This window comes from Microcoleus sp. D2_18a_D3 (assembly GCF_036702455.1).
Classification (GTDB): Bacteria; Cyanobacteriota; Cyanobacteriia; order Cyanobacteriales; family Microcoleaceae; genus Microcoleus.
Genome location: NZ_JAUBTK010000051.1, coordinates 20,476 through 41,196 on the forward strand (window position 1 = coordinate 20,476; position 20,721 = coordinate 41,196).

A 20,721-nucleotide genomic window follows, 5' to 3' on the forward strand; every position below is an offset into this window, starting at 1 on the left:
ATTGTAGGAGTTACAGTAATGACAGCAACGCCAACGAATCACCTGTTAGAAATCAAAGAAATTGGCCAAAGTATCTGGATGGACAATTTGACTCGCGATCTGATCGAGTCCGGCGAACTCAAACAGATGATTGAAAGTCGGGGACTGCGCGGGATTACATCTAATCCGGCGATTTTTGAGAAAGCGATCGCGGGTAATGTGATTTACGACGCGGATATCGAAGCGGGCATCCGGGCGGGTAAATCTGTCATGGAGATTTACGAATCTCTGGTATTTGAAGATATCCGCAACGCTTGCGACATCTTCGCCCCAGTTTACGCAGAGTCGAAGGGTTTGGACGGCTACATTAGCATTGAAGTGCCACCGACGATCGCCAACGACACAGAAAGCACGATTAGCGAAGCCATTCGCTATTACCAAGCCCTCGGCAAAGAAAACGTGATGATTAAGATTCCGGGAACCGCTGAAGGTTTGCCCGCAGTCGAGCGAGTCATCAGCGAAGGCATTAACGTTAACGTGACTTTGCTGTTCTCGGTTGACAGCTACGTCGAAACCTTCTGGGCTTACATTCGCGGTTTGGAAGCGCGGGTGGCTAAAGGTTTGGATGTGAGCAATATTGCTTCTGTTGCCAGTTTCTTCTTGAGCCGGATCGACATCAATGTCGATGGCAAGATTGACGAGAAACTCAAAAATGTCACAGATATTTCCACAAAAGCTAGACTGGAAGCGGTGAAGGGGAAAGTGGCGATCGCCAATGCGAAGATAGCTTACCAGAAGTATAAAGAGATCGTAGCGAGCGATCGCTGGCAAGCTTTAGCGGCCAAAGGAGCGAAAGTGCAGCGCTTGCTGTGGGCTTCCACTAGCACCAAAAACCCCAACTACAGCGATGTTATGTACGTCGATGAATTAATCGGCCCCGACACGGTTAACACTTTGCCGCCGAACACCGTTGAAGCTTGTTTCGATCACTGCGATGTCGCACCCCGGATTGAGAACAATGTTGCAGAAGCTTACACCCTGATCGAAAATCTCAAAGATCCCGACATCGACATCAACTTGGACGAAGTGATGGCAGACTTGCTCCTGGACGGGATCGAGAAATTTGTCAGCCCCTTCCAATCCCTGATGGATTCCTTGGAAGAGAAAGTTAAGAGGCTCGCACCCGTCGTCTAAAAGGATATCTGTATCGTTGAAGGCAGAAGCATTTAGGACTCGGAGTAGATAATTGTTTTGGTTCCTAAATGCTGAGTTGTCAATTCTCTGTCGGAAAAATGAGCGCAATTGCGCTCATTTCCCCCCCCCAAAAAAAAATCTTCTGTCCCACAGCAGGAATTTAGCCAGAGATACAACTCGAATTTTCCATTTCCAACCGCTGAGGCATGATTGTGACCGAAGAACGAGACGCAAGCCCCTGGCGAACGCAGATTACCAACTATACAGGACAAATAGTTATTTTGTCCTGTATAGTTGGTAGCTCTCTCTGTTGTCAAGCAATACATTGAGAATCAAAAGAATGTCTAACTATAGATGTCAGCAAAACTTAGTCAATCCTGACTCTAGTCTGAAAGCGGTTCTAGAATTTATCTGTAGTGAGTCGAATAAGTTAGCAAATTGTGCGCTGTACTACGGTCGTCAGTTGTATTTCAAGACTGGAAAAATTCCCGGTAAGTACGACTTCCATAAAATGTTCAAGTCAAACCTGCATTTCAAAGCACTCTATTCTCATACGGCACAGCAGACATTGACTAGCGTCGCCGAATCATTCAGATCGTATATTGGGCTTTTGAAAGGTATCAAATCTGGGACGGTAATGCAACACCCAAGACTACCTGGATACAAAAAAAATTCCCTTAAATCAGTTACATTTCCCAGGGCTGATGTCAAACTAAAAAATGGGATGTTACGATTTCCATTGGGACGCAAGGTTAAGATATGGTTCGGGATTGGCGAATTTTTTATACCGATGCCCTCAAACCTGGATTACAAGAAGTTGGTTGAAATTCGGATTCTTCCCAGAAATAGATGTTTCTATGCAGAGTTTGTGTACCAATCGGAATCTCGTGAGGTTGAGGTAAATCCTGAAAGTGTATTGGGGTTAGACCACGGAATCAATAACTGGTTGACTGGCGTATCTAACGTAGGAACTTCTTTTATTATTGATGGACTGCATTTAAAGTCATTGAATCAGTGGTACAACAAGCGAATCTCTGTTCTCAAGGAAAATCAGCCTCAAGGATTCTGGTCTAATCAATTGGCTAGGATTACGGAGAAGAGAAACCGTCAGGTTAGAGATGCGGTGAATAAAGCAGCAAGGATCGTTGTAAATCACTGTATTGAGAATCAAATCGGCACAATAGTTTTTGGATGGAACCAAGACCAAAAACAAAATAAAAATATGGGGGCAAAGACCAATCAAAAGTTTGTTCAAATTCCCACAGGTAGATTGAAGAAAAAAATATCTCAGTTGTGTCTGGAGTACGGAATTAAGTTCGTAGAAACCGAAGAGTCTTATACCTCAAAGGCGAGTTTTCTAGACAATGATTCACTACCTACGTTCGGTGAAAAAACTGAAGGGTGGACAGAATCAGGAAAGAGAGTAACTCGCGGATTATATCGCTCTGCGGACGGAACAAAAATTAATGCCGACTGTAACGGTGCGGCTAATATTATCAGAAAAGTAGCGGTGAAACTGGGGTTAAATCTTAGTAGAATCGGTAGCGGCGAATTGATAGCGCCTTTGAAAATCCGACTTTGGGTTCTTCAAGAATCCCCTGGCATGAACGGTATGGGGAGTATCAACGCAAACTATCATGGTGTATTAGCAAGACTAACAGCTCTAGAAAAAGGAAAATAAATGGTAACGCTACTTGAAAATCCGTTGCGCGTAGGTTTACGAAAAGAACGGGTGCCGGAACCACAAATTCTGGTAATCTTCGGAGCTTCTGGGGATCTCACCCAGCGCAAACTGGTACCTGCAATTTATCAGATGAAGCGCGATCGGCGCTTGCCACCGGAAACTACCGTGGTGGGAGTAGCCCGCCGCCCTTGGAGTCACGATTACTTCCGAGAGCAAATGCGCGAAGGCATTGAAGAATTTGGCGGCGGCATTGGCAATGAAGAATTTTGGCAAGATTTCGCTAAAGGTTTGTACTACTGTCCCGGCGACATTGACAACCCGGAAAGCTATCAAAAACTCAAAGCTTTCTTAGCGGAACTCGACGAAGACAGGAGAACTCGCGGCAATCACATATTTTATCTCTCGGTTTCTCCGAACTTTTTCCCAGAAGCAATTAGGCAACTGGGCGCGGCTCAAATGCTGGTTGACCCAGCAAAACACCGCTTGGTAATTGAAAAACCCTTCGGTCGCGACTTGAGTTCGGCAAAAGCTCTCAACCGAGTCGTGCAGCAGGTTTGCCAAGAACAGCAAGTTTACCGGATCGACCACTATTTGGGTAAAGAAACTGTTCAGAATTTAATGGTGTTCCGGTTTGCCAACGCGATTTTTGAACCGCTGTGGAATCGGCAATTTGTCGATCACGTACAAATTACAGTTGCAGAAACAGTAGGCGTAGAAGACCGGGCCGGTTACTACGAATCCTCTGGGGCGTTGCGGGATATGCTGCAAAACCACTTGATGCAAATTTTCTGTCTGACGGCGATGGAACCGCCGAACTCGCTCGACGCTGACAGCATCCGCACCGAAAAGATGAAAGTTCTGCAAGCAACTCGCTTGGCAGATTTGCATAACTTGGAGTTTTCAGCGATTCGCGGTCAATATTCCGCAGGTTGGATGAAGGGCAAACAGGTGCCAGGTTATCACGAAGAACCGGGGGTTGCTCCCAACTCGACAACGCCGACTTTTGTGGCGATGAAGTTTATGATTGACAACTGGCGCTGGCAGGGAGTGCCTTTTTACCTGCGAACTGGCAAACGGTTGCCGAAAAAAGTTAGCGAAATTGCAATTCAGTTCCGCGAAGTTCCGCTGCTAATCTTTCAGTCTGCGGCCCAACAAACTACTCCTAACGTTTTGACTATGCGCGTGCATCCGAACGAGGGGATTTCGCTGAGGTTTGAGGCGAAAATGCCGGGACCGGATTTGCGGACGCGGACGGTGGATATGGATTTCAGTTACGGTTCTTCCTTTGGGGTGACATCTTCGGATGCTTACGATCGCCTGTTAATTGATTGTATGCTGGGCGACCAAACTTTGTTTACCCGTTCTGATGAAGTGGAAGAAGCTTGGCGGGTGGTAACGCCGGCGCTGATGGATTGGGAATCGTCCAACGAACAGGAGTTGGTTCCTAAATACGAAGCGGGTACTTGGGAACCGGCGGAAGCAGAACTGCTAATTAACAGAGACGGTCGCAAGTGGCGCAGACTTTAAGAGTCAGTCGATTTTAGATTTGAGATTTTAGATTTTAGATTTTAGATTTACTGGACAGATGAATCTGAGAGCTTAAACTAGGGTCTAAAATTTTGGGATCTCCACGACTACTGAACTAATGACCAATCACTGATGACTAAAAACTGACAAAGGAGAAAAAACCGATGACGATGACACCGATGAAAGCTCCGCCTCTGGTTTCGCTACAAAGTCCTAAAGATGTGTCGATCGACCAAATAGAGGCCGAATTGAGTCAAATTTGGGAAAGTTACAGAGAATCGGGGTCAAAGGGCGATGTTCCGATCGCTAGTAGGGCAACAACTTTTACTTTTATAGTCTACGAACCGGAAGAAACTCAGCGTTTATTAGCGGATCTGGGGTTTTACGACGGGCCAGTGGACGGTATTACCGGGCCGATGACGGCATCTAGCATTAGGGCGGCTCAAAAAGCTTACGGGCTGCCGAGAACTGGCAAACCTAACGCTGAATTGCTGGCGATTTTGCGGGAAGAAGTGGCTCGCAAAAATTCAAAAGGCGAGGAGATGGGATCGAGCGGTTTGGGTTCCGGGGGTTCGGGCGTAGCTGACGCGATTGTGGCTGCCAATCCCTGCCGGATTATTGCTCTGTGCCCGACGGCGGGGGAAGATACGGGCGTACAGGCTCAAGTGGCTGCTTATTGTCCGGTTCACAAGCGCACCACCGGCAATCTGATCTGCTGCGAGTACATTACCCTCCGGGGTACGGAAGCTGCGCTGGAACGGGTGAGCGGCATCGTGACGGCGCTGACTATCCCAAATTTGCCGACGCTGCTGTGGTGGAAGGCGAATCCTGATGCCGATCGAGGTTTGTTCCAGCGGCTGGCGGCAATTAGCAGTTCTGTGATTGTTGACTCTAGCAGCTTTGCCGAGTGTGAAGCCGAATTGCTGTTGATGCAAAGTCTGATCGAAGAGGGAATTCCGATCGCGGATCTGAATTGGCGCCGGCTGGCTGCGTGGCAGGAGTTGGCTGCTGAGGCTTTTGACGCCCCGGAACGTCGGGCTGCGATTCGGGAAATCGATCGGGTGACGATCGATTACGAACAGGACAATTCTACTCAAGCGCTGATGTATTTGGGTTGGCTGGCGAGTCGGCTTCAGTGGCGTCCGGTTGCTTTCAAACAAGAAGAGGGCGATTACCAAATCAAGCGAATTAAATTCGCGGGGCCGGACGAACGGGTTGTCGAAGCGGAGTTGGCTGCTATTCCTACGGCTGATTCGGGCGATGTCGCGGGCGATTTGATTGCTCTGCGTTTGAATTCTACCAACGAAAAGGCTGACTGCGGTACGGTTCTGTGTTCCGAAGCGGGTGGCTGTATGCGGATGGAAACCAAGGGTGGCGCTCAAACCGATCGGTTTAACCAAGTAACTCCTCTGTTCGATCAGGTGACGGAACACTTGCTGGGCCAGCACTTGCAGAGTTGGGGCCGGGATGTGCTTTACGAAGAAAGCTTGGCAGTGACGGCTCAAATGCTGAAGTTGGCTAAGCGGTAAAAAGAGGTTCGGCAACGGATTGTGTAACGGATGTAACGGATGGATGGAATCAGGAGAAAGGAGAAAAAAATAAGCAAGACGGATTGAGTTAATATTCAGTGGGGCAGGCAATGTCTGCCCTACTTTTTTGGAAGTTATGAATTTTAAGTTAGGAGTTTTGAATTAATCCTGTTATTTAACTCAAAACTCTAAATTACTTCCCAAAAGCCACTAAATTGCCTCTCTTCTTCTCATTCTTCCTTCGCGCCCTTCGCGTCTTCGCGGTTCGTTAAATATGTATTTTTTGTAACTAATCTATAACTATGGCTTTAGTAATTGCTGGCGAACGCAGCGGGGCGGGAAAGACTACTGTGACGATCGCCCTTTTAGCTTATTTAATCCGTCGCGGCTTGAATGTTCAATCTTTTAAGGTAGGCCCGGATTACATAGATCCGATGTTTCATGCTTTTGTCACTGGTCGCCCCTGTCGGAATTTAGACGCGATATTAACCTCTGAATCTTATGTAAAAAAGTGTTTTTCTCGTCATATTCAAGATGTTGATTATGCCTTAGTTGAAGGGGTAATGGGTTTATTTGATGGAGTGAGTCGAAAAAATCAGGAATCACGAAGCCACGACACGGATACACGGATTAATTATCGAAAAGAAGAAGGCAATTATGATTTTTCCTTTGCTTCTACGGCTCATGTTGCTTATTTGCTGAATTTGCCGGTATTGTTTGTGATAGATTGCAGCAGGCTCTCTGGTTCTGTGGCTGCGATCGCCCACGGTTTTCGTTCTTTTAACCCTGACCTTAAATTCGCTGGTTTGGTGCTGAATCGGGTGGCGAGCGATCGACATTTGGAACTGCTTCAAGATGCTCTCAAACCGCTCAATTTACCTGTTTTGGGCGTTTTGCGTAGGGATGAGGCTGTTACTATTCCCGATCGACATTTGGGGCTAATTCCTGCTGAGGAGTTGCCGAATCTTCATGCTGCGATCGATAAATTAGCTGATTTGGTGGCTGTTAGTTTTGACTGGGAGCAACTTTTGCCTTTGTTGGCTGCAACTCGAAATGGGGGGGGTGAGGGGTCAGAGCAACTTTCGGGTAGGCACAGTCTCCCTTCGGGAATTGTAACTAAAAAAGATGATGTTGTCAACAGTTTGGGAAAACAATTTGGAGTGAGGATTGCAGTTGCGCGCGATCGGGCTTTTAATTTTTACTATCAGGACAATCTTGATTTGTTGGAAGAGTTGGGTGCCCAGTTGGTATTTTGGAGTCCCCTTGATGACTCGGTTTTTCCTGACAATGTGCAAGGGTTATATTTTGGTGGTGGTTTTCCCGAAGTGTTTGCTCAAAAATTGAGCGGTAATGTTTTAATTCGGGATGCGGTAAGAAGTGCGATTTTTTCGGGAATGCCGACTTATGCGGAGTGCGGCGGTTTGATGTATTTGTGCGATTCTATTGTAGACTTTGATGGCAATTCTTGGCCAGGGGTGGGAGTGTTGGAAACTGCTGCTGCGATGGGAAAGCGTTTGACGCTGGGATACAGAGAAGCTGTGGCGGTGAGGGATAGTTCGGTGTTAACTGCTCTCGATGAGGTTTGGGGACATGAGTTTCATCGATCGCATTTAACTGTGGAACCGAGTAATCCAGTTTATCACAGTTGGAGGTATGGGAAGCGAGGGGAAGTTGAGGCGGTTGCTGAAGGTTGGGGAGTTTGTCAGGTACACGCTTCTTATTTGCATTTGCATTGGGGTGCTCGGCCTGATATTCCGGCTCGTTTTTTGCAGCGGTGTGCTGATTTTGATTGTAAGGGTGTTTTGGGCGATCGAGAAAGCGAACTAGATTTTTTTATTTAATTAACCGCAGAGGACACAGAGAGCACAGAGAAGAGAAGAGAAGAGAGAGGATTTACTGTATTAGAATGTTCATGACGGATCAAGCTAGGGATGTTGGGATTTATGAGCGAATCAATTTCGACTAAGCAGTTGTCCGCACAATGGGTGACACCGGAGAATTTTCGGCGTTACGGTCAAGTTATCTTTGCGGCAATTGATGGCAAGTGTTTCGATGCTGAGGATGCTCAGTTAAGTTTGCAAAATGGTATTCCTAGATTTTACATTATGCGGCTGCACCATAAAGGTCGCAAGTTTGGCAAAATTACACGACACGTTCAATGTACTCAGTGTTTGGGTTCTTTGGAGGGGAAGGATTGGTTGATGGCGGTTGCGCCTCCTGGGGATGGCTATAAACCGAGTTTAGAGGATATGGCTGCTTTTCGGATTCCGGGCAATTGTTTTATTAAGTTAGATGTGGGTAGTTGGCACGCTGGGCCTTATTTTGATGCGGATTTTGTTGATTTTTACAATCTGGAATTGAGCAATACTAATGTGGTTGACCATTTTACCTTTGATTTTGTGAAAAATCATAATCTGGAGTTTGAGATTGTCTGATGTTGGCGATTTGTAGTTGCGCTTTATTCGGGGGGATTCTCGTTACAGGTTGGTTTTTTGAGTAAGATTTTTTAACCGCAGAGGGCGCAGAGGACGCAGAGGAGGAGAAGGAGGGGGTTGGCAAGTGATTGGGGAATTCTTTTGGTCTTACTAGGCTGAGTAGCAACTAGGAATGATCGCGTTTACAAGTGTTAAATTTAGGTGCAATTGTCATGCCTGAGCAAAAGTATAGCATTGTTCTGCGCGAATGTTGTTTGTTAGGTGCTAGAGACAGTCAAACAGTGGATATCGCTATTGATGGGGACAAAATAGCCGCCGTATCGACGCAGATTTCCGAATTGGGAGAATCCGAAATTGATGTTGGAGGCAAATTAGTTACTCCCCCGTTTGTGGAGTCGCACATTCATCTCGATTCGGCTTTGACTGCGGGGGAACCGCGATGGAATCAAAGCGGCACTTTGTTCGAGGGAATTCAAATCTGGGGGGAACGAAAGCAATGTTTAACTCTGGATGATGTCAAAAAACGGGCTGTTGAAACTTTAAGGCTGCAAGCCTCTCAAGGGATTTTGTTTGTCAGGAGTCACGCTGATGTTAGCGAACCGACGCTGACTGCTTTGCAAGGACTTTTGGAAGTTCGAGAACAAGTCAAAGATTGGATGACTCTGCAAGTTGTGGCTTTTCCCCAAGACGGGATTTATGGAAGTCCAGAAAATGACAAACTTTTAGAGAAATCTCTGGATATGGGTGCGGATGCTGTGGGCGGAATTCCGCATTATGAGTTGACGCGGGAAGATGGGGTGAAGTCGGTTGAGCGAGTTTTTGAACTTGCGGAAAAATACAATAGATTAATAGATGTTCACTGCGATGAAATCGATGATGAACAGTCGAGATTTTTGGAAGTTGTAGCGGCTTATGCGATTAGAAGCGGGGCTGGTTCGCGGGTGACGGCTAGCCACACGACGGCTTTCGGTTCTTACAACAATGCTTATGCTTTTAAGCTGATGGGAAGTTTGGCAAAATCGGGAATTAATTTCATCGCCAATCCTTTAATTAATATCACCCTGCAAGGCCGGGCTGATACTTATCCCAAACGCCGTGGGGTGACGCGAGTTAAGGAGTTGTGGCAGCAGGGATTGAATGTGAGTTTTGGCCACGACTGCGTGCAAGATCCTTGGTATAGTTTAGGTACGGGAAATATGTTGGATGTCGCTCATATGGCGGTTCATGTTTGTCAGATGACGGGAATGGCTGAAATTGCAGCTTGTTTTGATATGGTGACTGTCAACGGTGCTAAAACTCTCAATCTGGGAGATGATAATTATGGGATAGAGGCGGGGAAACCTGCAAATTTGATTGTGTTGGATGCTGAGGATTGTTATGATGCAATTAGGAGGCGCGCTGCGGTTCTGTATGTGATTTCGCGGGGTAAGTTGCTGGCGGAAACAGTACCAGCGAAAACAACTTTTCTCGTACTCTGAAGTCGCCACTTTTTTTAAATTGGGCGCTGTGCAAACAACAACCGTCTTCGCGATATAAAATCAAAATGGATCTAGCTTAAAAAGCAGCATTGACTAATATAATGAGAGATGATATATTTTTAGATAATTTATTCACACAAAGAAATATGAACGCTAAGTTTCAAGACCTAGAGTGCGATACAGATATTTTGATGATTGATAAAGATACTTTTACAGTTGAAAGATTTAAAGAATTAATGAGGCAGAAGCTTGCTAAAAATCTTGAAGAAAAAATACCCAATACTGGGCAATTAATGGTTTATAAGTCGCTTTTTGATTGTTCGATAGGCGGGCTAACTCTACAAGTGGATAAAGGTCAATGGATTTTTCCTCCAGAAGGCATGGCTTGCCAACTTCTAAAAATCGGTTCCCCAAGTTGGCAAAAAGGTAAGCTTAGAATAAAAGCATCTTTAAATTGTACGCCTTATCATGTGAACATCAAAATAGATTGTGAATTTTGTCCTGATGAACTTGCCGAACCGGAATCTATTCTAGATGACATCCGCCAATCTGAGGAGTATAAAAAACTCGCTAATAACAACTGACATCTGAAACTGCTAAACTATGGATCGAGGTGCTATTCCCGATGAGAGTCCGAGAAATTTGCCAGAGCAACTGCTGCTGCAAGATGCTAAGTCTGGTAATTGTAGAGCTATTCAGGGCGGGCCTGACGATATGTTAGGGGATGTTTCCAGACTGGTTGCTCTCTAGGGAGGCAATCCTGAAGATTGGTATAAGATGACTAGCATTCAGGCTGTTACAATTAACGGAGCTTCCGTACAAGTACACTGGTTTGAAAATGCCAAAATTTTGCAACAAGTTGAATTAAAGTTTAAACGACAATATCCTAAAATAGCACCTAAGAATTTATAGGTAGATAAGTTATGATTGTTCGCTGTATTGCTAATACTGGGGCAGTTCTCCCGGAAAATTATATCGATCCGGCAAGAGGTTATACTAAAAAGGTTGAATTGCCGTTGACTGTTGGCAAGGAATATGTTGTTTATGCAATCCGCTCGTCGCAGGGAATAGTTTGGTACTATATTTGTGATGATAATTACAGCTATTATCCCATACAGACTCCCGCACCGCTGTTTGAAGTAGTTGATAACCGAGTTTCTAAGTATTGGCAGTTTATGCTTGACCCGAATGGGGTGTTAAGGTTTGCTTTTGAGCAGTGGTTTACTGACCCTTATTTTTATGATAAGCTGACGGATCAGGAAGAGGCGGAGGTTGAGATTTTTGAGAAGGTTAAGGAATTGATGGATGCTGAGGATTTTGCTTTGCCTCCGCTGGATGGTGCTGTTGAGAAGTTGCGCGAAACTGTCAGTGTTTGAGTGGAAAAGTGCGATAGTCAATTTATTCCTTTACCACCTTGACTCAGATAGCTTGAAATGGTATCAAAGAGGAATAACCAGAATTTTTGGAAAAGAATGAACGATAAAATTGAATCCAATAAAAACTATGAGACAGTTGGTGATGATGATGTTTTGTTATTCGATGAAGCTACTTTTATGGTGCGTAATTTTAAGAAGTTAACCGCCAGCAAGTTTAGTAAGATACTTGAGACTTATGTAGGAGGATCTAATAACCAAGGAGGTAAGAGGCAGATAATTGATTGTATGAACGAGCTGGTAATTAACGAACAAATAATAATTTTGGGTTCTGAAATAAACTGGATATCCCCTAAAGAAGGCATCGATTGTCAAGTTCTAAAGATAGGTTCTAAGGGTTGGGAAAAAGGAAAGCTTAAAATAGAAGTTAATGAAGATTTACAGTTGGGTGAAACACAGGTATGTATAAAGTTTTGTCCTGATGAACCACCAGAGCTAAAATCGCCTCTAGATGATATCAGACAATCCGAGGAATACAAAAAACTGAGCAATAACAACTGACAGCCCGATCGCGATTACAATACAATAATCATCGCACTTATATCTGAATATTAAATTTTCAACCGCAGATGGGGGCGGATGTACGCGGATGAACGCTGATGTTTTTTTGGGAGGGACTCATGGTAAATGTAGAAGAATATGTCGATCGCACCGCTGAACTGATAAACTTACCGTTAGACCCGGAACATCGTCCAGGCGTTGTGGTAAACTTCGAGAGAATAGCTGCGATCGCCCGACTCGTTACTGAGTTTCCTTTACCCCCAGAAGTAGAAGTCGCGCCGGTGTTTGAACCTTAGATTTTTAACCGCAGATGAGGGCAGATGAACGCGGATGAATGCAGATGTTTTTTAGAGAATGCTGATGCGGTTGCTACGGCAGCGGCGGTTAAATGTGGTAAGGTTACGGCTACAGTGGCGGTAAATGCTGCTTTGGAACGGATTGCTGTTAAGGATAAAGCTTTTAATTGTTTTACTGCAATCACTGCATCAAGCGCACTCGCAGCAGCCGAAAAAATAGATAGTTCCATTGCAAATAACGAAAACCCAGGCCCTTTAGCAGGTGTTCCCTTTGCAGTCAAAAACCTGTTCGACATCGGCGGAATTACTACTCTAGCAGGGTCAAAAATCAACGCTGACAATCCTCTGGCTACCCAGGACGCGACGGTGGTCGCCAGACTAAAACAAGCCGGGGCTGTGCTTGTAGGTACTCTCAACATGGATGAGTACGCCTACGGTTTCGTCACGGAAAACAGCCACTACGGGCCCACGCGCAATCCCCGCGATACTACCCGCATCGCTGGCGGTTCCAGCGGCGGTTCCGCAGCAGCAGTCGCCGCCGGTTTTGTACCCTTCACTCTCGGTTCTGATACTAACGGTTCCATCCGCGTACCGGCTGCTTTGTGCGGTGTCTTTGGGTTTAAGCCTACTTACGGCCGTTTGTCTAGGGCTGGCGCTTATTTATTTTCGGGTAGTTTGGATTGTGTGGGGCCGTTTGGGCGCTCGATCAGAGATATGGCGCTGCTGTACGATATCCTGCAAGGCCCTGATTCTCGCGACCCAGTTTGCACTCAGCGCCCCCCAGAACTTTGTTCGCCGCTGTTAAATCAAGGTATCGAAGGATTGCGAATTGCTGTTGCTGACGGCTATTTCGCCACAGGGGCCGAAGCGGAAGCAATGGATGCTGTAGAAATAGTTGCTAAAGCCTTGACAAATGTCTTGAATTGTGGTTTACGCACCGAAAAAACAACAAGCCCCCCAAAAATAGGGGGGCTTGCAACTGTAACCATACCGGAATCCGATCGCGCCCGGGCTGCGGCATTTATCATTACCGCTTGCGAGGGGGGAAACTTGCATTTGGACAATTTGCGATCGCGCCCTCAAGACTTCGATCCTGCCACGCGCGATCGCTTTTTAGCGGGAACCCTGATCCCTGCGACTTGGTACTTGCAAGCCCAGAGATTCAGACAGTGGTACCGATCTCGAATTCGCGAAATATTCCAACACACAGACATCATCCTCGCACCCGCAACCCCGATAGCTGCCCCTGAAATTGGCGTCGAGAAAATGGTAATAGCCGGACAAGAAATCTTAGTGCGTCCCAATCTCGGACTGTTCACCCAACCCCTATCATTTATTGGCTTGCCCGTTCTTTGCGTGCCCGTACAGCGGCCCGGCGCTTTGCCCTTGGGGGTACAAATTATTGGTGCTCCCTACAGCGAAGCGGTGATTCTCCGAGTCGCTGCGGTACTAGAATCGCAAGGCATTATATCTGCCGAATCAATTTAGTGCTAATAATTCTAGGGCTTGTTATTGCGGTGAAAGCGTCTCTTAGTCCTTCTGGCAATAGCTTTGCGCTTCTGCTTTTCCAACGGAGTTTCAAAGTGGCGGTGCTTTCTCATGTCGGGGAAAATACCCGCTTTAGAAACTTGTCGCTTAAACCGTCGCAGGGCTGACTCAATCCCTTCATTTTCGCCTATTACAACTTGGGTCATTATTTCTCCTTAGTGTTTGTCAGATCAAGTTTTATCATATCAAGGTTTTTGACCGCGCGACCTGTTGAAGGTCGGGCGATCGGCCAAAACCCCAAAATTATAGCAAATCCGCTGCCATCACCGCTCTTGATTCTTTAGTCTGCACAGGCAGAGTTTGTATGTCAAGGCGCGAATTAGATTCGCGCGGTTGAATCAGTTTGGGCTATCAACTGATTTTCCTGCCGCAGGTAAGCTTGAATAAACGGGTCTAATTCGCCGTTCATTACATCTGCGATGGCGGTTGTTTCCACCCCTGTACGCAAATCCTTGACCATTTGGTATGGGTGAAAAACATAATTGCGAATTTGGTTGCCCCAAGCCGCCTCCACCATATCGCCGCGAATCTCGGCAATTTCCGAAGCCCGCTGTTCCTTAGCAATCACCAACAGCCTGGCCTTGAGTAATGCCAAAGCTTTTTCCTTATTTTGCAACTGACTGCGTTCCTCTGTACAGCGGACGGCCAAGCCAGTAGGAAGGTGAACGATGCGGACTGCGGTTTCTACCTTGTTAACATTTTGCCCGCCCTTGCCGCCAGCGCGGGAAGTCGTGATTTCCAAATCTTTTTCGGGAATGTCCAACTGTACGGATCGATCGAGAACTGGCATCACTTCAACGCCAGCAAAACTGGTTTGACGCTTGTCATTAGCGTTAAAAGGCGAAATTCTGACCAAGCGGTGAGTGCCTTTTTCCGATCGCATATAACCGTAAGCGTAGCGGCCGACAATTTCCAAAGAAGCCGATTTAACACCTGCTTCCTCTCCCTCGGAAATTTCCATTAAATGTACTTTGTAACCTCGACTTTCCCCCCAGCGGGTGTACATCCGCAGCAGCATTTCGGCCCAATCTTGAGCATCTGTGCCGCCGGCCCCGGCGTTAATCGTCAAAACGGCGCCGCCTTCATCGTAGGGCCCAGATAGTAATTGTTGCAGTTCCCACTGGTCGAGTTCGCGGGTTAACTGAGAAAGACTCGATGAGGCTTCTTGGAACAGGGACTCGTCGGCTTCTAACTCCAGCAGTTCTAAAATAGCTTTAGCATCTTCCAAGCTAGTTTGCCAGCCGCGATATTGGTCTAAATGAGATTTTAAGTCATTAAGTTCTTGGAGGGTTTCTTGAGCTCGATCTTGGTCGTCCCAAAATGCTGGTTGGGCGCAGATTTGCTCTAAGTCTTGAATTTTGGCTGTGAGTGCGGGGATGTCAAAGATAGTCCTGGGTTGCACCCAGTCGATCGGACAAAGTTTCGATATTGTGTTTGATGTCTAGAACTTCCACTGTGAGTTCTCCGGCGTTGTGGGCTGTATTTTTGAGTTTAGCTGAAATTTTGCTCTAAATGTGCAAATCAATTTTTCAGCAGCACACCAGCTTTGATAAATGAGTCAAGTTGGCCCTCGATCACCTCAGCGATGGCTGTTGTTTGGATTCCTGTACGGAGATCCAAAACTTTGCCCTGGTTCGCGCTGTCGCTGGCCAATTGATATTCCCGAATTGGTTGGTTGAGGACTATTTTTAGGCGATTGCACTGAATGTCTGCAATTTCTGCAACTCCTTGCCTTTGCATAATAGCAAACAGTTTGCTGGTGAGAACCGCCAAAGCCATTTCTCTATTTTGCCATAGACTCCGCTCCTCCCCAGATATTGCAGAAATACCAGTAGGAATGTGAACAATCCTCCCCCAACTTCCGAGTGGGTCACTACTCTTCAGGTTGCTATGAGGCAAGGTTATTACTTCTAAATCCTGCTTTGGAATCTCCAGTTCCACATACATTGGCACAACTTCCACCGTCGCTGAACTCGCCTGCTTTCTAGTAATATTAAAAGGCGATGTACGTTTCAGTAGATGCACTCCGGTTTCTGACTTTAGATAGCCGTAAGCGTAACGTCCGTCTATTGCCAAAGTTACAGAATTAACTCCTCCTATTTCCAAAATTGCAGAATTAATTTCTAGATACTCCAATAGGGAATCTTCAACTAACAGAACTCTATAGCCTCGGTTTTGTCCCCAACGAAAATACATTCTCAGCAACATTTGTACCCATTCTTGAGCATCTAAGTCATCTATTGCTGCACTAATTATCAGGTAGGCTCCATTTTTGTCGCAAGACCCGCTCAAGGATTGCTCTAATTCACACTCTTCGAGAGAGCAGTTGAGTTGAGCTAAATTAGTTTGAAGTTCTTGCTCTAATTCCTCGTCTGCTTGAAATTCGAGCAACTCCACTGCTGCTGTAGCATCTGCCAAAATTGTTTGGCACTGGTTGAGTTTTGCCTGGTAGGATTGGAGTGCGTCTAGTTCTTGGAGTAGCCCTTCGCCTGTATTGATGCTGTTGCCCGATTTCGGCTGTGGTGCTAGCTGTTGTAACTTTTGGCTCTCGGCGGTTAATGCTGAGCTAAAGACAGTCTTGTAGACCCGTTAGGCGATCGGACAATGTTTCGATGTTGTGTTTGATGTGTAGAATTTCCACGGTTAGTCCTCATGGTTTTGAATTCTTTTACAAATCATAGCTGAAATTAGGATATTTCAACAAAATGTTATTGTTTCTTCGTAATTAGATATCCTGCGAACCAGTTTAATTGAAAATTTTACCCCATTCAAAATTAAAAAAAAGTTGCTATAATCTAAAATCAGGTTAACGAGCTCGATGGGAGTTAACTGCAATGATTTCCCCAGAACTAAAATTAAGCTTGCCGTCCACCGAAGACCTGCCCTGTTCGGACGATACTCCTGTGGATAACGAAGACCAGAATCTGCTGCCGAACCTATTGTTGTTTGTCCTCACCAGCATTTGGTCGGCTCGCATGGATTGGTACTTTGGGGTGGATATGGCGGTGTATCACACGACGGGAATAAGTCCCAAAGTGCCTGTTCCGACGGGTTTCTCAGTTTGGGGGTGGAGCGCCGAAAAGGAGGCAAATCTCGCCGCAGCTATGCTGTCTGGGAAGAAAACGAGGTTGTGCCGATCGTAGCATTGGAAATGGTGTCTCACAAACCCGGTGGAGAGTACGACGAGAAGATGTCGATTTATGCCGGGTTAGGGGTTTTGTACTACATTATTTACAACCCCGAATTTTGGCGGCGCGATCGGCATCAACCGTTTGAAGTGTACAAGCTGATTGACGGGCAGTACCGGCAGCAGATTGGCGAACCCTATTGGATGCCAGAAGTGGGGCTGGGCATAGGGCGATCTCAGCAAGTTATTGGGGGCATCGAGCAAGAAATTCTGGTTTGGTACGACGAGTCAGGAAATGTCTATCCCCTGCCGGATGCAGCGGCGGGGCAGATGCGCGAGCAGTTGAGGGTAGAACGACAGCGAGCTGAGGTTCAACAGCAACGAGCCGAACGCCTAGCGGAGTATTTGCGATCGCAAGGGATCGATCCCGATAACCTGCCTAAATCGTGACAGGAAATTCGATCGGCTTGAGCGCATTCTTCCTTGTGACTAATGACTAATAACTAATGACTAATGACTAATGACTTCTTATATATACTGCGAACCTGTTGAATTGAAAGTTTTACCGCATTCGTGAGCGCATACGTCCAACCTTTTAGAACAGGAAAAACTTTTTGTGAGGTCTTCGCGAAACCAATCTCTGGCGATCGCCTCTTTCACAGATTGAGTTCTGAGAGAATTAAAGCCATTTCCGTACTTTTCAATTAAAGCCAGCATTTGCGGTCTGTAAGTGTGGTTATAAACAGCGTATTTAGTATGGCTTACCCAACAGCACGGCCAGAGTTCCGCTTCAAAACTGATAAAAATGTCTTTGCTAGCTTGAGTTTGGCAGCTAATTTCTACATTTCGGTAGTAATTGTTTAGGCTACCAAATTTTTCTACAGCTTGGATAAATTGGTCTCCCTGTGGATTTTTATATTGTTCCAACGATGGGGGTTGAAGTTCTTCGCTGGCTGGCTGTGATGGGACAGAAGGAGTTGGTTCGGGTGCTTGAGATGTTTCGATAGCTATAGCTTGATACCAAGCATAATTGGCTTTTTCTGGTTGCCCCAACTGCGTCAAGACTTTAGCTAAATTGCGATAAGCTCCTGCAAAATTGGGCTTAAGCTCGATCGCCTTTTGGTAATAAGCACTAGCTGGCTGCCACTGTTGCTGTTGAGCATAAAGACTGCCGACATTAGCATAAACTTCTGGAAAATTAGGCTGAATTTGGAGTGCCTTGGCGTAACAGTCTGCTGCTGCTTGCATCTTCCCCAAACCTTGAACTGCATTGCCTAAAGTTTTCCAGGCTGCTGCAAAATTAGGTTGAATTTTTAGGGCTTGTTGGCTGGCGGCGATCGCCTCTGAGAGCTGTCCTTGTTTCAAACAGCGCTCAGCTTGTTGGTGCAACCCAACAGCCGTCTGTGTTTGATTTGGAGGGGCTGACGCATTAGTTGTTGCTGGTTGGTTGGGGCGATCGCTCTTAGCCTCTACCTGAGAGTTTTCTGCCTTCTGAGGCTGTTGATTTGCGGACTCTTTCTCATATATCTCTTGTGCCACAAAACGAGAGGTAGCTTTCGGTACAAACTCCACAAATCCTAGTTGTTGGGCTAAATCCCGTGCTGCTTCTACTTGGTGCTGGTTGTGCTCAAATATCAAGTAGTGCCATACAGCTTTTCCGCCTGCTTGGATAAAGGCATTAACCGACTGCATTATCCTGTCCCAGTTGGTATTTTTGCGGTAAATGCTGTTAGTATCTGCCAAGCCGTCGATACTAAAAGTTACGCTGTCGTTTTCTCCTGTCATCGCCTTTGCGAGGGCTCGCCACCAGTCGGGATTGCGTCCGCTACCATTAGTATAAAGCCCGATTTGAGGAACTCCCATGCGGTGCCAATATTCGATCGCGGGAATTGTGGTATTGCTAGTCATAGCATCCCCGTAGTTGCCGCACATATACACCAAATCCAACTGAGAGCAAAACTCTTGTGGGAAAATTCTCTCAATATCCTCCATCTTTAATTCTGCCCCCGGCAAAATGGGGTTGTCGGTGCGGGGACACTGGGGACAAGCTGCATTGCACCTGGAGGTAATTTCTACGCTGACTCTCCTGATATCTTCATATTTTAAGTACATGAGTTTTCCCCAATTAATTTGTGATTAATATTGAAATCGCGATCGACAGAATTAGATAACAAGACCTTTGATAGAGTGATTAAAAAGTAACATTATACTTCATGTCTGTCGCCTGCGGACATGATATAAGTTTTTTAAATCACGGACAGAGGACGCGATGACGACTATCTTGGTGGTAAATCTTAATCAAAAACCGCGGCCCGATGTCGATCGAGCCGCGGTTTTTTTTAAGCTACAGTTTCAATTAATCGCGGCCGTTGAGAGCAATCAGCAGGCGCAGAATAAAGATGAACAAGTTGATGTAGGTCAAGTACATCGACAGAGCAGCGGGCAAATACTGGTCGTCGCGGTAGGTGCGGGGTAATATGTAAAAATCGACGATCGCAGCGCCGGCAAATATAAACACGCCGATGCCAGAAATGCCAATTTCCAACCAGGTTGGGGTGTAGACGCCAAAGAGAGAGAGCAGAAACTGACCGCCAACGACGACTAACAAAGCAATCACACCTAAACTGATAGTTTTGGTGAGGGCCATGCCGTCTTGTTCAGAAAGGTTGGAGCCAATTTGGCGGGCAGCGATGAAGGTAATGCCACATCCGAGAGCGGCAAAAGCGATGCCGGAGATGCCGACGCCTTGGCTTCTGAGGGCTACAGACACCAACCCGCTGAGGGTGTAGCCGGAAAGCAGGCTGTAGGTTGCCAGCAGGGGCAAAGCGGTATTTTTGTTGCCTTGTTCGGCGGCGGCGCGAGCGACGAAGAACAAAATTAATTCTACGACGATCGCAGCAATGAAGGTGGGAAAGAAGATCCCCGGATAGTTGCGGATCACTCCGAGGCCCCCGTAGGTGCCGACAGCAGTTAAGACAAGTCCGCCGCCCACGAAGGGGAGAGCGTTGGAGATGACGTTGGGGCCTACCAGCGCGTGGTTTTTGGCCTCGCGCACGGCTTCGCGGAAATTGCTAGTGTTACTCACGAGGATTTACCTAATTTTGGCTGAGAATTGCTATCTCTATTTTGACAGCTTTACAGTTTGTTTGCAAAACCTGAAAGAGTTTAAAGATTTGATAAAGAACGGGGGTGAAATCACTCCAAAGCAGGGATCGATTGTTTATAATCGACTGCGTACAGGTATGTGTCGTGTCGCTGTCTCGCACCGTTGCGCGTCGGGGCAAAGCTATAATTGAGGTTAAAGGGCCGGTGCTATCTGCGGCCAGGGGCCAGATTAAACTCTATCAGATCGCAGATAGCTGAAGTCAATCAATTTTGGATTGGGGATTTACGATTGGGGATTAAGGAGTATATGCTAGAGACAGGGGCCACAGTTGATTTTAGGTTTTTGATTTGCGACTTAGTTGAAACTAGGGGCCAGAAACTTCAATAATATAAAATCTAAAATCTAAAATCTAAAATCTAAAATCTAAAATCGGTTCCGTTAATGGCTAAGGTAGCTTAGACAGAGGATACCCGGAAAATTAATGAATAGATCGAGTTCTATCGACAAACTGCTAAATAGGTAATGTCCCATGCCCACATTTTTTGAGCGCAAATTATTGCCACCTACAGCCGCAATTTTATTGGCTGTCGCCGCCGTTATTTCCGGCGGTCAAGCTGCCGTTGCAGCTAATGTCCGAGCCGTTTATACCACTTCTTCAGGGCAGGGTTCAGAATATTTGCTGCTGGCTCAGACCGGTCAACTCCCCCAAAGTACAACTTCTTCAACCCCGAACCGGGGGACGGCAAACCGCGTACCTCTGCCCGTAAGAATTCCTGAGCCTTCGGCGGTGGTAGGGTTGGGTTTAGTTGCGGGTTCGCTGGCGCTAAGTCGCCGGAGAGTGAGAGTTAAAAATTAGACTTTGGGCAAAAAGTCTAATTTTTGGA

20 protein-coding genes and 1 pseudogene are annotated in these 20,721 nt (G+C 46.3%); 16 read left to right on the forward strand and 5 right to left on the reverse strand.

Annotated elements, in window-relative coordinates; translation table 11 throughout:
- Positions 1-18: 18 nt before the first annotated feature.
- The 13 genes from tal (at position 19) to QUB06_RS21780 (ending at position 13,544) form a co-directional block, all read left to right on the forward strand.
- On the forward strand, positions 19-1,173 hold the full coding sequence (tal, locus tag QUB06_RS21720; protein WP_333437022.1) for a transaldolase: 1,155 nt from the start codon (positions 19-21) through the stop codon (positions 1,171-1,173).
- A gap of 340 nt (positions 1,174-1,513) precedes the next feature.
- On the forward strand, positions 1,514-2,854 hold the full coding sequence (locus QUB06_RS21725) for a transposase (RefSeq protein ID WP_333437023.1): 1,341 nt from the start codon (positions 1,514-1,516) through the stop codon (positions 2,852-2,854).
- On the forward strand, positions 2,855-4,384 hold the full coding sequence (gene zwf, locus QUB06_RS21730; protein ID WP_333437024.1) for a glucose-6-phosphate dehydrogenase: 1,530 nt from the start codon (positions 2,855-2,857) through the stop codon (positions 4,382-4,384). It abuts the gene before it with no gap.
- A gap of 164 nt (positions 4,385-4,548) precedes the next feature.
- Positions 4,549-5,913 carry a glucose-6-phosphate dehydrogenase assembly protein OpcA gene (gene opcA / locus QUB06_RS21735; protein WP_333437025.1) on the forward strand — a complete coding sequence of 455 codons (1,365 nt, stop codon included), beginning with the start codon at positions 4,549-4,551 and terminating at the stop codon, positions 5,911-5,913.
- Between the two features lie 302 nt (positions 5,914-6,215).
- Positions 6,216-7,754 (forward strand): cobyrinate a,c-diamide synthase, encoded by a 1,539-nt coding sequence (locus QUB06_RS21740; protein WP_333437026.1) that lies wholly within the window; start codon positions 6,216-6,218, stop codon positions 7,752-7,754.
- A 102-nt stretch (positions 7,755-7,856) separates the two neighbouring features.
- Positions 7,857-8,348 carry an ureidoglycolate lyase gene (locus QUB06_RS21745; protein ID WP_333437027.1) on the forward strand — a complete coding sequence of 164 codons (492 nt, stop codon included), beginning with the start codon at positions 7,857-7,859 and terminating at the stop codon, positions 8,346-8,348.
- A 212-nt stretch (positions 8,349-8,560) separates the two neighbouring features.
- Positions 8,561-9,826, forward strand: a complete 1,266-nt coding sequence (gene codA, locus QUB06_RS21750) for a cytosine deaminase (protein ID WP_333437028.1) — start codon at positions 8,561-8,563, stop codon at positions 9,824-9,826.
- Between the two features lie 101 nt (positions 9,827-9,927).
- A complete protein-coding gene (locus QUB06_RS21755; protein ID WP_333237029.1) occupies positions 9,928-10,410 on the forward strand; it encodes a KGK domain-containing protein in 483 nt (160 codons plus the stop codon).
- 19 nt (positions 10,411-10,429) lie between these two features.
- The gene (locus tag QUB06_RS21760; RefSeq protein WP_333237027.1) at positions 10,430-10,576 is read left to right on the forward strand and encodes a hypothetical protein; all 147 of its coding nucleotides are present in this window, start codon (positions 10,430-10,432) and stop codon (positions 10,574-10,576) included.
- 173 nt (positions 10,577-10,749) lie between these two features.
- Positions 10,750-11,202 carry a hypothetical protein gene (locus QUB06_RS21765; protein ID WP_333437029.1) on the forward strand — a complete coding sequence of 151 codons (453 nt, stop codon included), beginning with the start codon at positions 10,750-10,752 and terminating at the stop codon, positions 11,200-11,202.
- A gap of 96 nt (positions 11,203-11,298) precedes the next feature.
- Positions 11,299-11,760, forward strand: coding sequence for a KGK domain-containing protein (locus tag QUB06_RS21770; protein WP_333437030.1), 462 nt, complete (start codon positions 11,299-11,301; stop codon positions 11,758-11,760).
- Positions 11,761-11,879: 119 nt separating this feature from the next.
- Positions 11,880-12,056 carry a DUF4089 domain-containing protein gene (locus QUB06_RS21775; protein ID WP_015176516.1) on the forward strand — a complete coding sequence of 59 codons (177 nt, stop codon included), beginning with the start codon at positions 11,880-11,882 and terminating at the stop codon, positions 12,054-12,056.
- Between the two features lie 24 nt (positions 12,057-12,080).
- Positions 12,081-13,544, forward strand: coding sequence for an AtzE family amidohydrolase (locus QUB06_RS21780; RefSeq protein WP_333437031.1), 1,464 nt, complete (start codon positions 12,081-12,083; stop codon positions 13,542-13,544).
- An 11-nt stretch (positions 13,545-13,555) separates the two neighbouring features.
- Here the strand turns inward: QUB06_RS21780 and rpsU are convergent, their stop codons facing one another.
- The 3 genes and pseudogenes from rpsU to QUB06_RS21795 all read right to left on the reverse strand — a co-directional run.
- The gene (rpsU, locus tag QUB06_RS21785; RefSeq protein ID WP_006632476.1) at positions 13,556-13,750 is read right to left on the reverse strand and encodes a 30S ribosomal protein S21; all 195 of its coding nucleotides are present in this window, start codon (positions 13,748-13,750) and stop codon (positions 13,556-13,558) included.
- 173 nt (positions 13,751-13,923) lie between these two features.
- A protein-coding gene (gene prfB / locus QUB06_RS21790; RefSeq protein WP_333437032.1) for a peptide chain release factor 2 occupies positions 13,924-15,058 on the reverse strand; the annotation gives its coding sequence in 2 pieces (ribosomal slippage) (positions 13,924-14,985 and positions 14,987-15,058; 1,134 coding nt in all).
- A gap of 67 nt (positions 15,059-15,125) precedes the next feature.
- Positions 15,126-16,148 (reverse strand): annotated as a pseudogene (locus QUB06_RS21795) (PCRF domain-containing protein); the annotation flags it as partial.
- Positions 16,149-16,438: 290 nt separating this feature from the next.
- On the opposite strand from QUB06_RS21795, the gene QUB06_RS21800 reads away from it, so the two are divergent.
- Together QUB06_RS21800 and QUB06_RS21805 are read left to right on the forward strand one after the other, a co-directional pair.
- Entirely contained in the window at positions 16,439-16,747 is a 309-nt protein-coding gene (locus QUB06_RS21800) for a Uma2 family endonuclease (protein WP_333437033.1), read from the forward strand.
- Positions 16,735-17,181, forward strand: coding sequence for a hypothetical protein (locus QUB06_RS21805; protein WP_333437034.1), 447 nt, complete (start codon positions 16,735-16,737; stop codon positions 17,179-17,181). The genes QUB06_RS21800 and QUB06_RS21805 overlap by 13 nt, the downstream gene beginning before the upstream one ends.
- A 78-nt stretch (positions 17,182-17,259) precedes the next feature.
- On the opposite strand, the gene QUB06_RS21810 is transcribed toward QUB06_RS21805, so the two are convergent.
- Positions 17,260-18,843 carry a tetratricopeptide repeat protein gene (locus QUB06_RS21810; RefSeq protein WP_333437035.1) on the reverse strand — a complete coding sequence of 528 codons (1,584 nt, stop codon included), beginning with the start codon at positions 18,841-18,843 and terminating at the stop codon, positions 17,260-17,262.
- A 244-nt stretch (positions 18,844-19,087) separates the two neighbouring features.
- The gene (locus QUB06_RS21815; protein WP_333289806.1) at positions 19,088-19,816 is read right to left on the reverse strand and encodes a Bax inhibitor-1 family protein; all 729 of its coding nucleotides are present in this window, start codon (positions 19,814-19,816) and stop codon (positions 19,088-19,090) included.
- Positions 19,817-20,366: 550 nt separating this feature from the next.
- On the opposite strand from QUB06_RS21815, the gene QUB06_RS21820 reads away from it, so the two are divergent.
- Complete coding sequence (locus tag QUB06_RS21820; RefSeq protein ID WP_333437037.1) at positions 20,367-20,693, forward strand: PEP-CTERM sorting domain-containing protein; 327 nt, start codon at positions 20,367-20,369, stop codon at positions 20,691-20,693.
- The last annotated feature ends 28 nt before the right edge of the window (positions 20,694-20,721 follow it).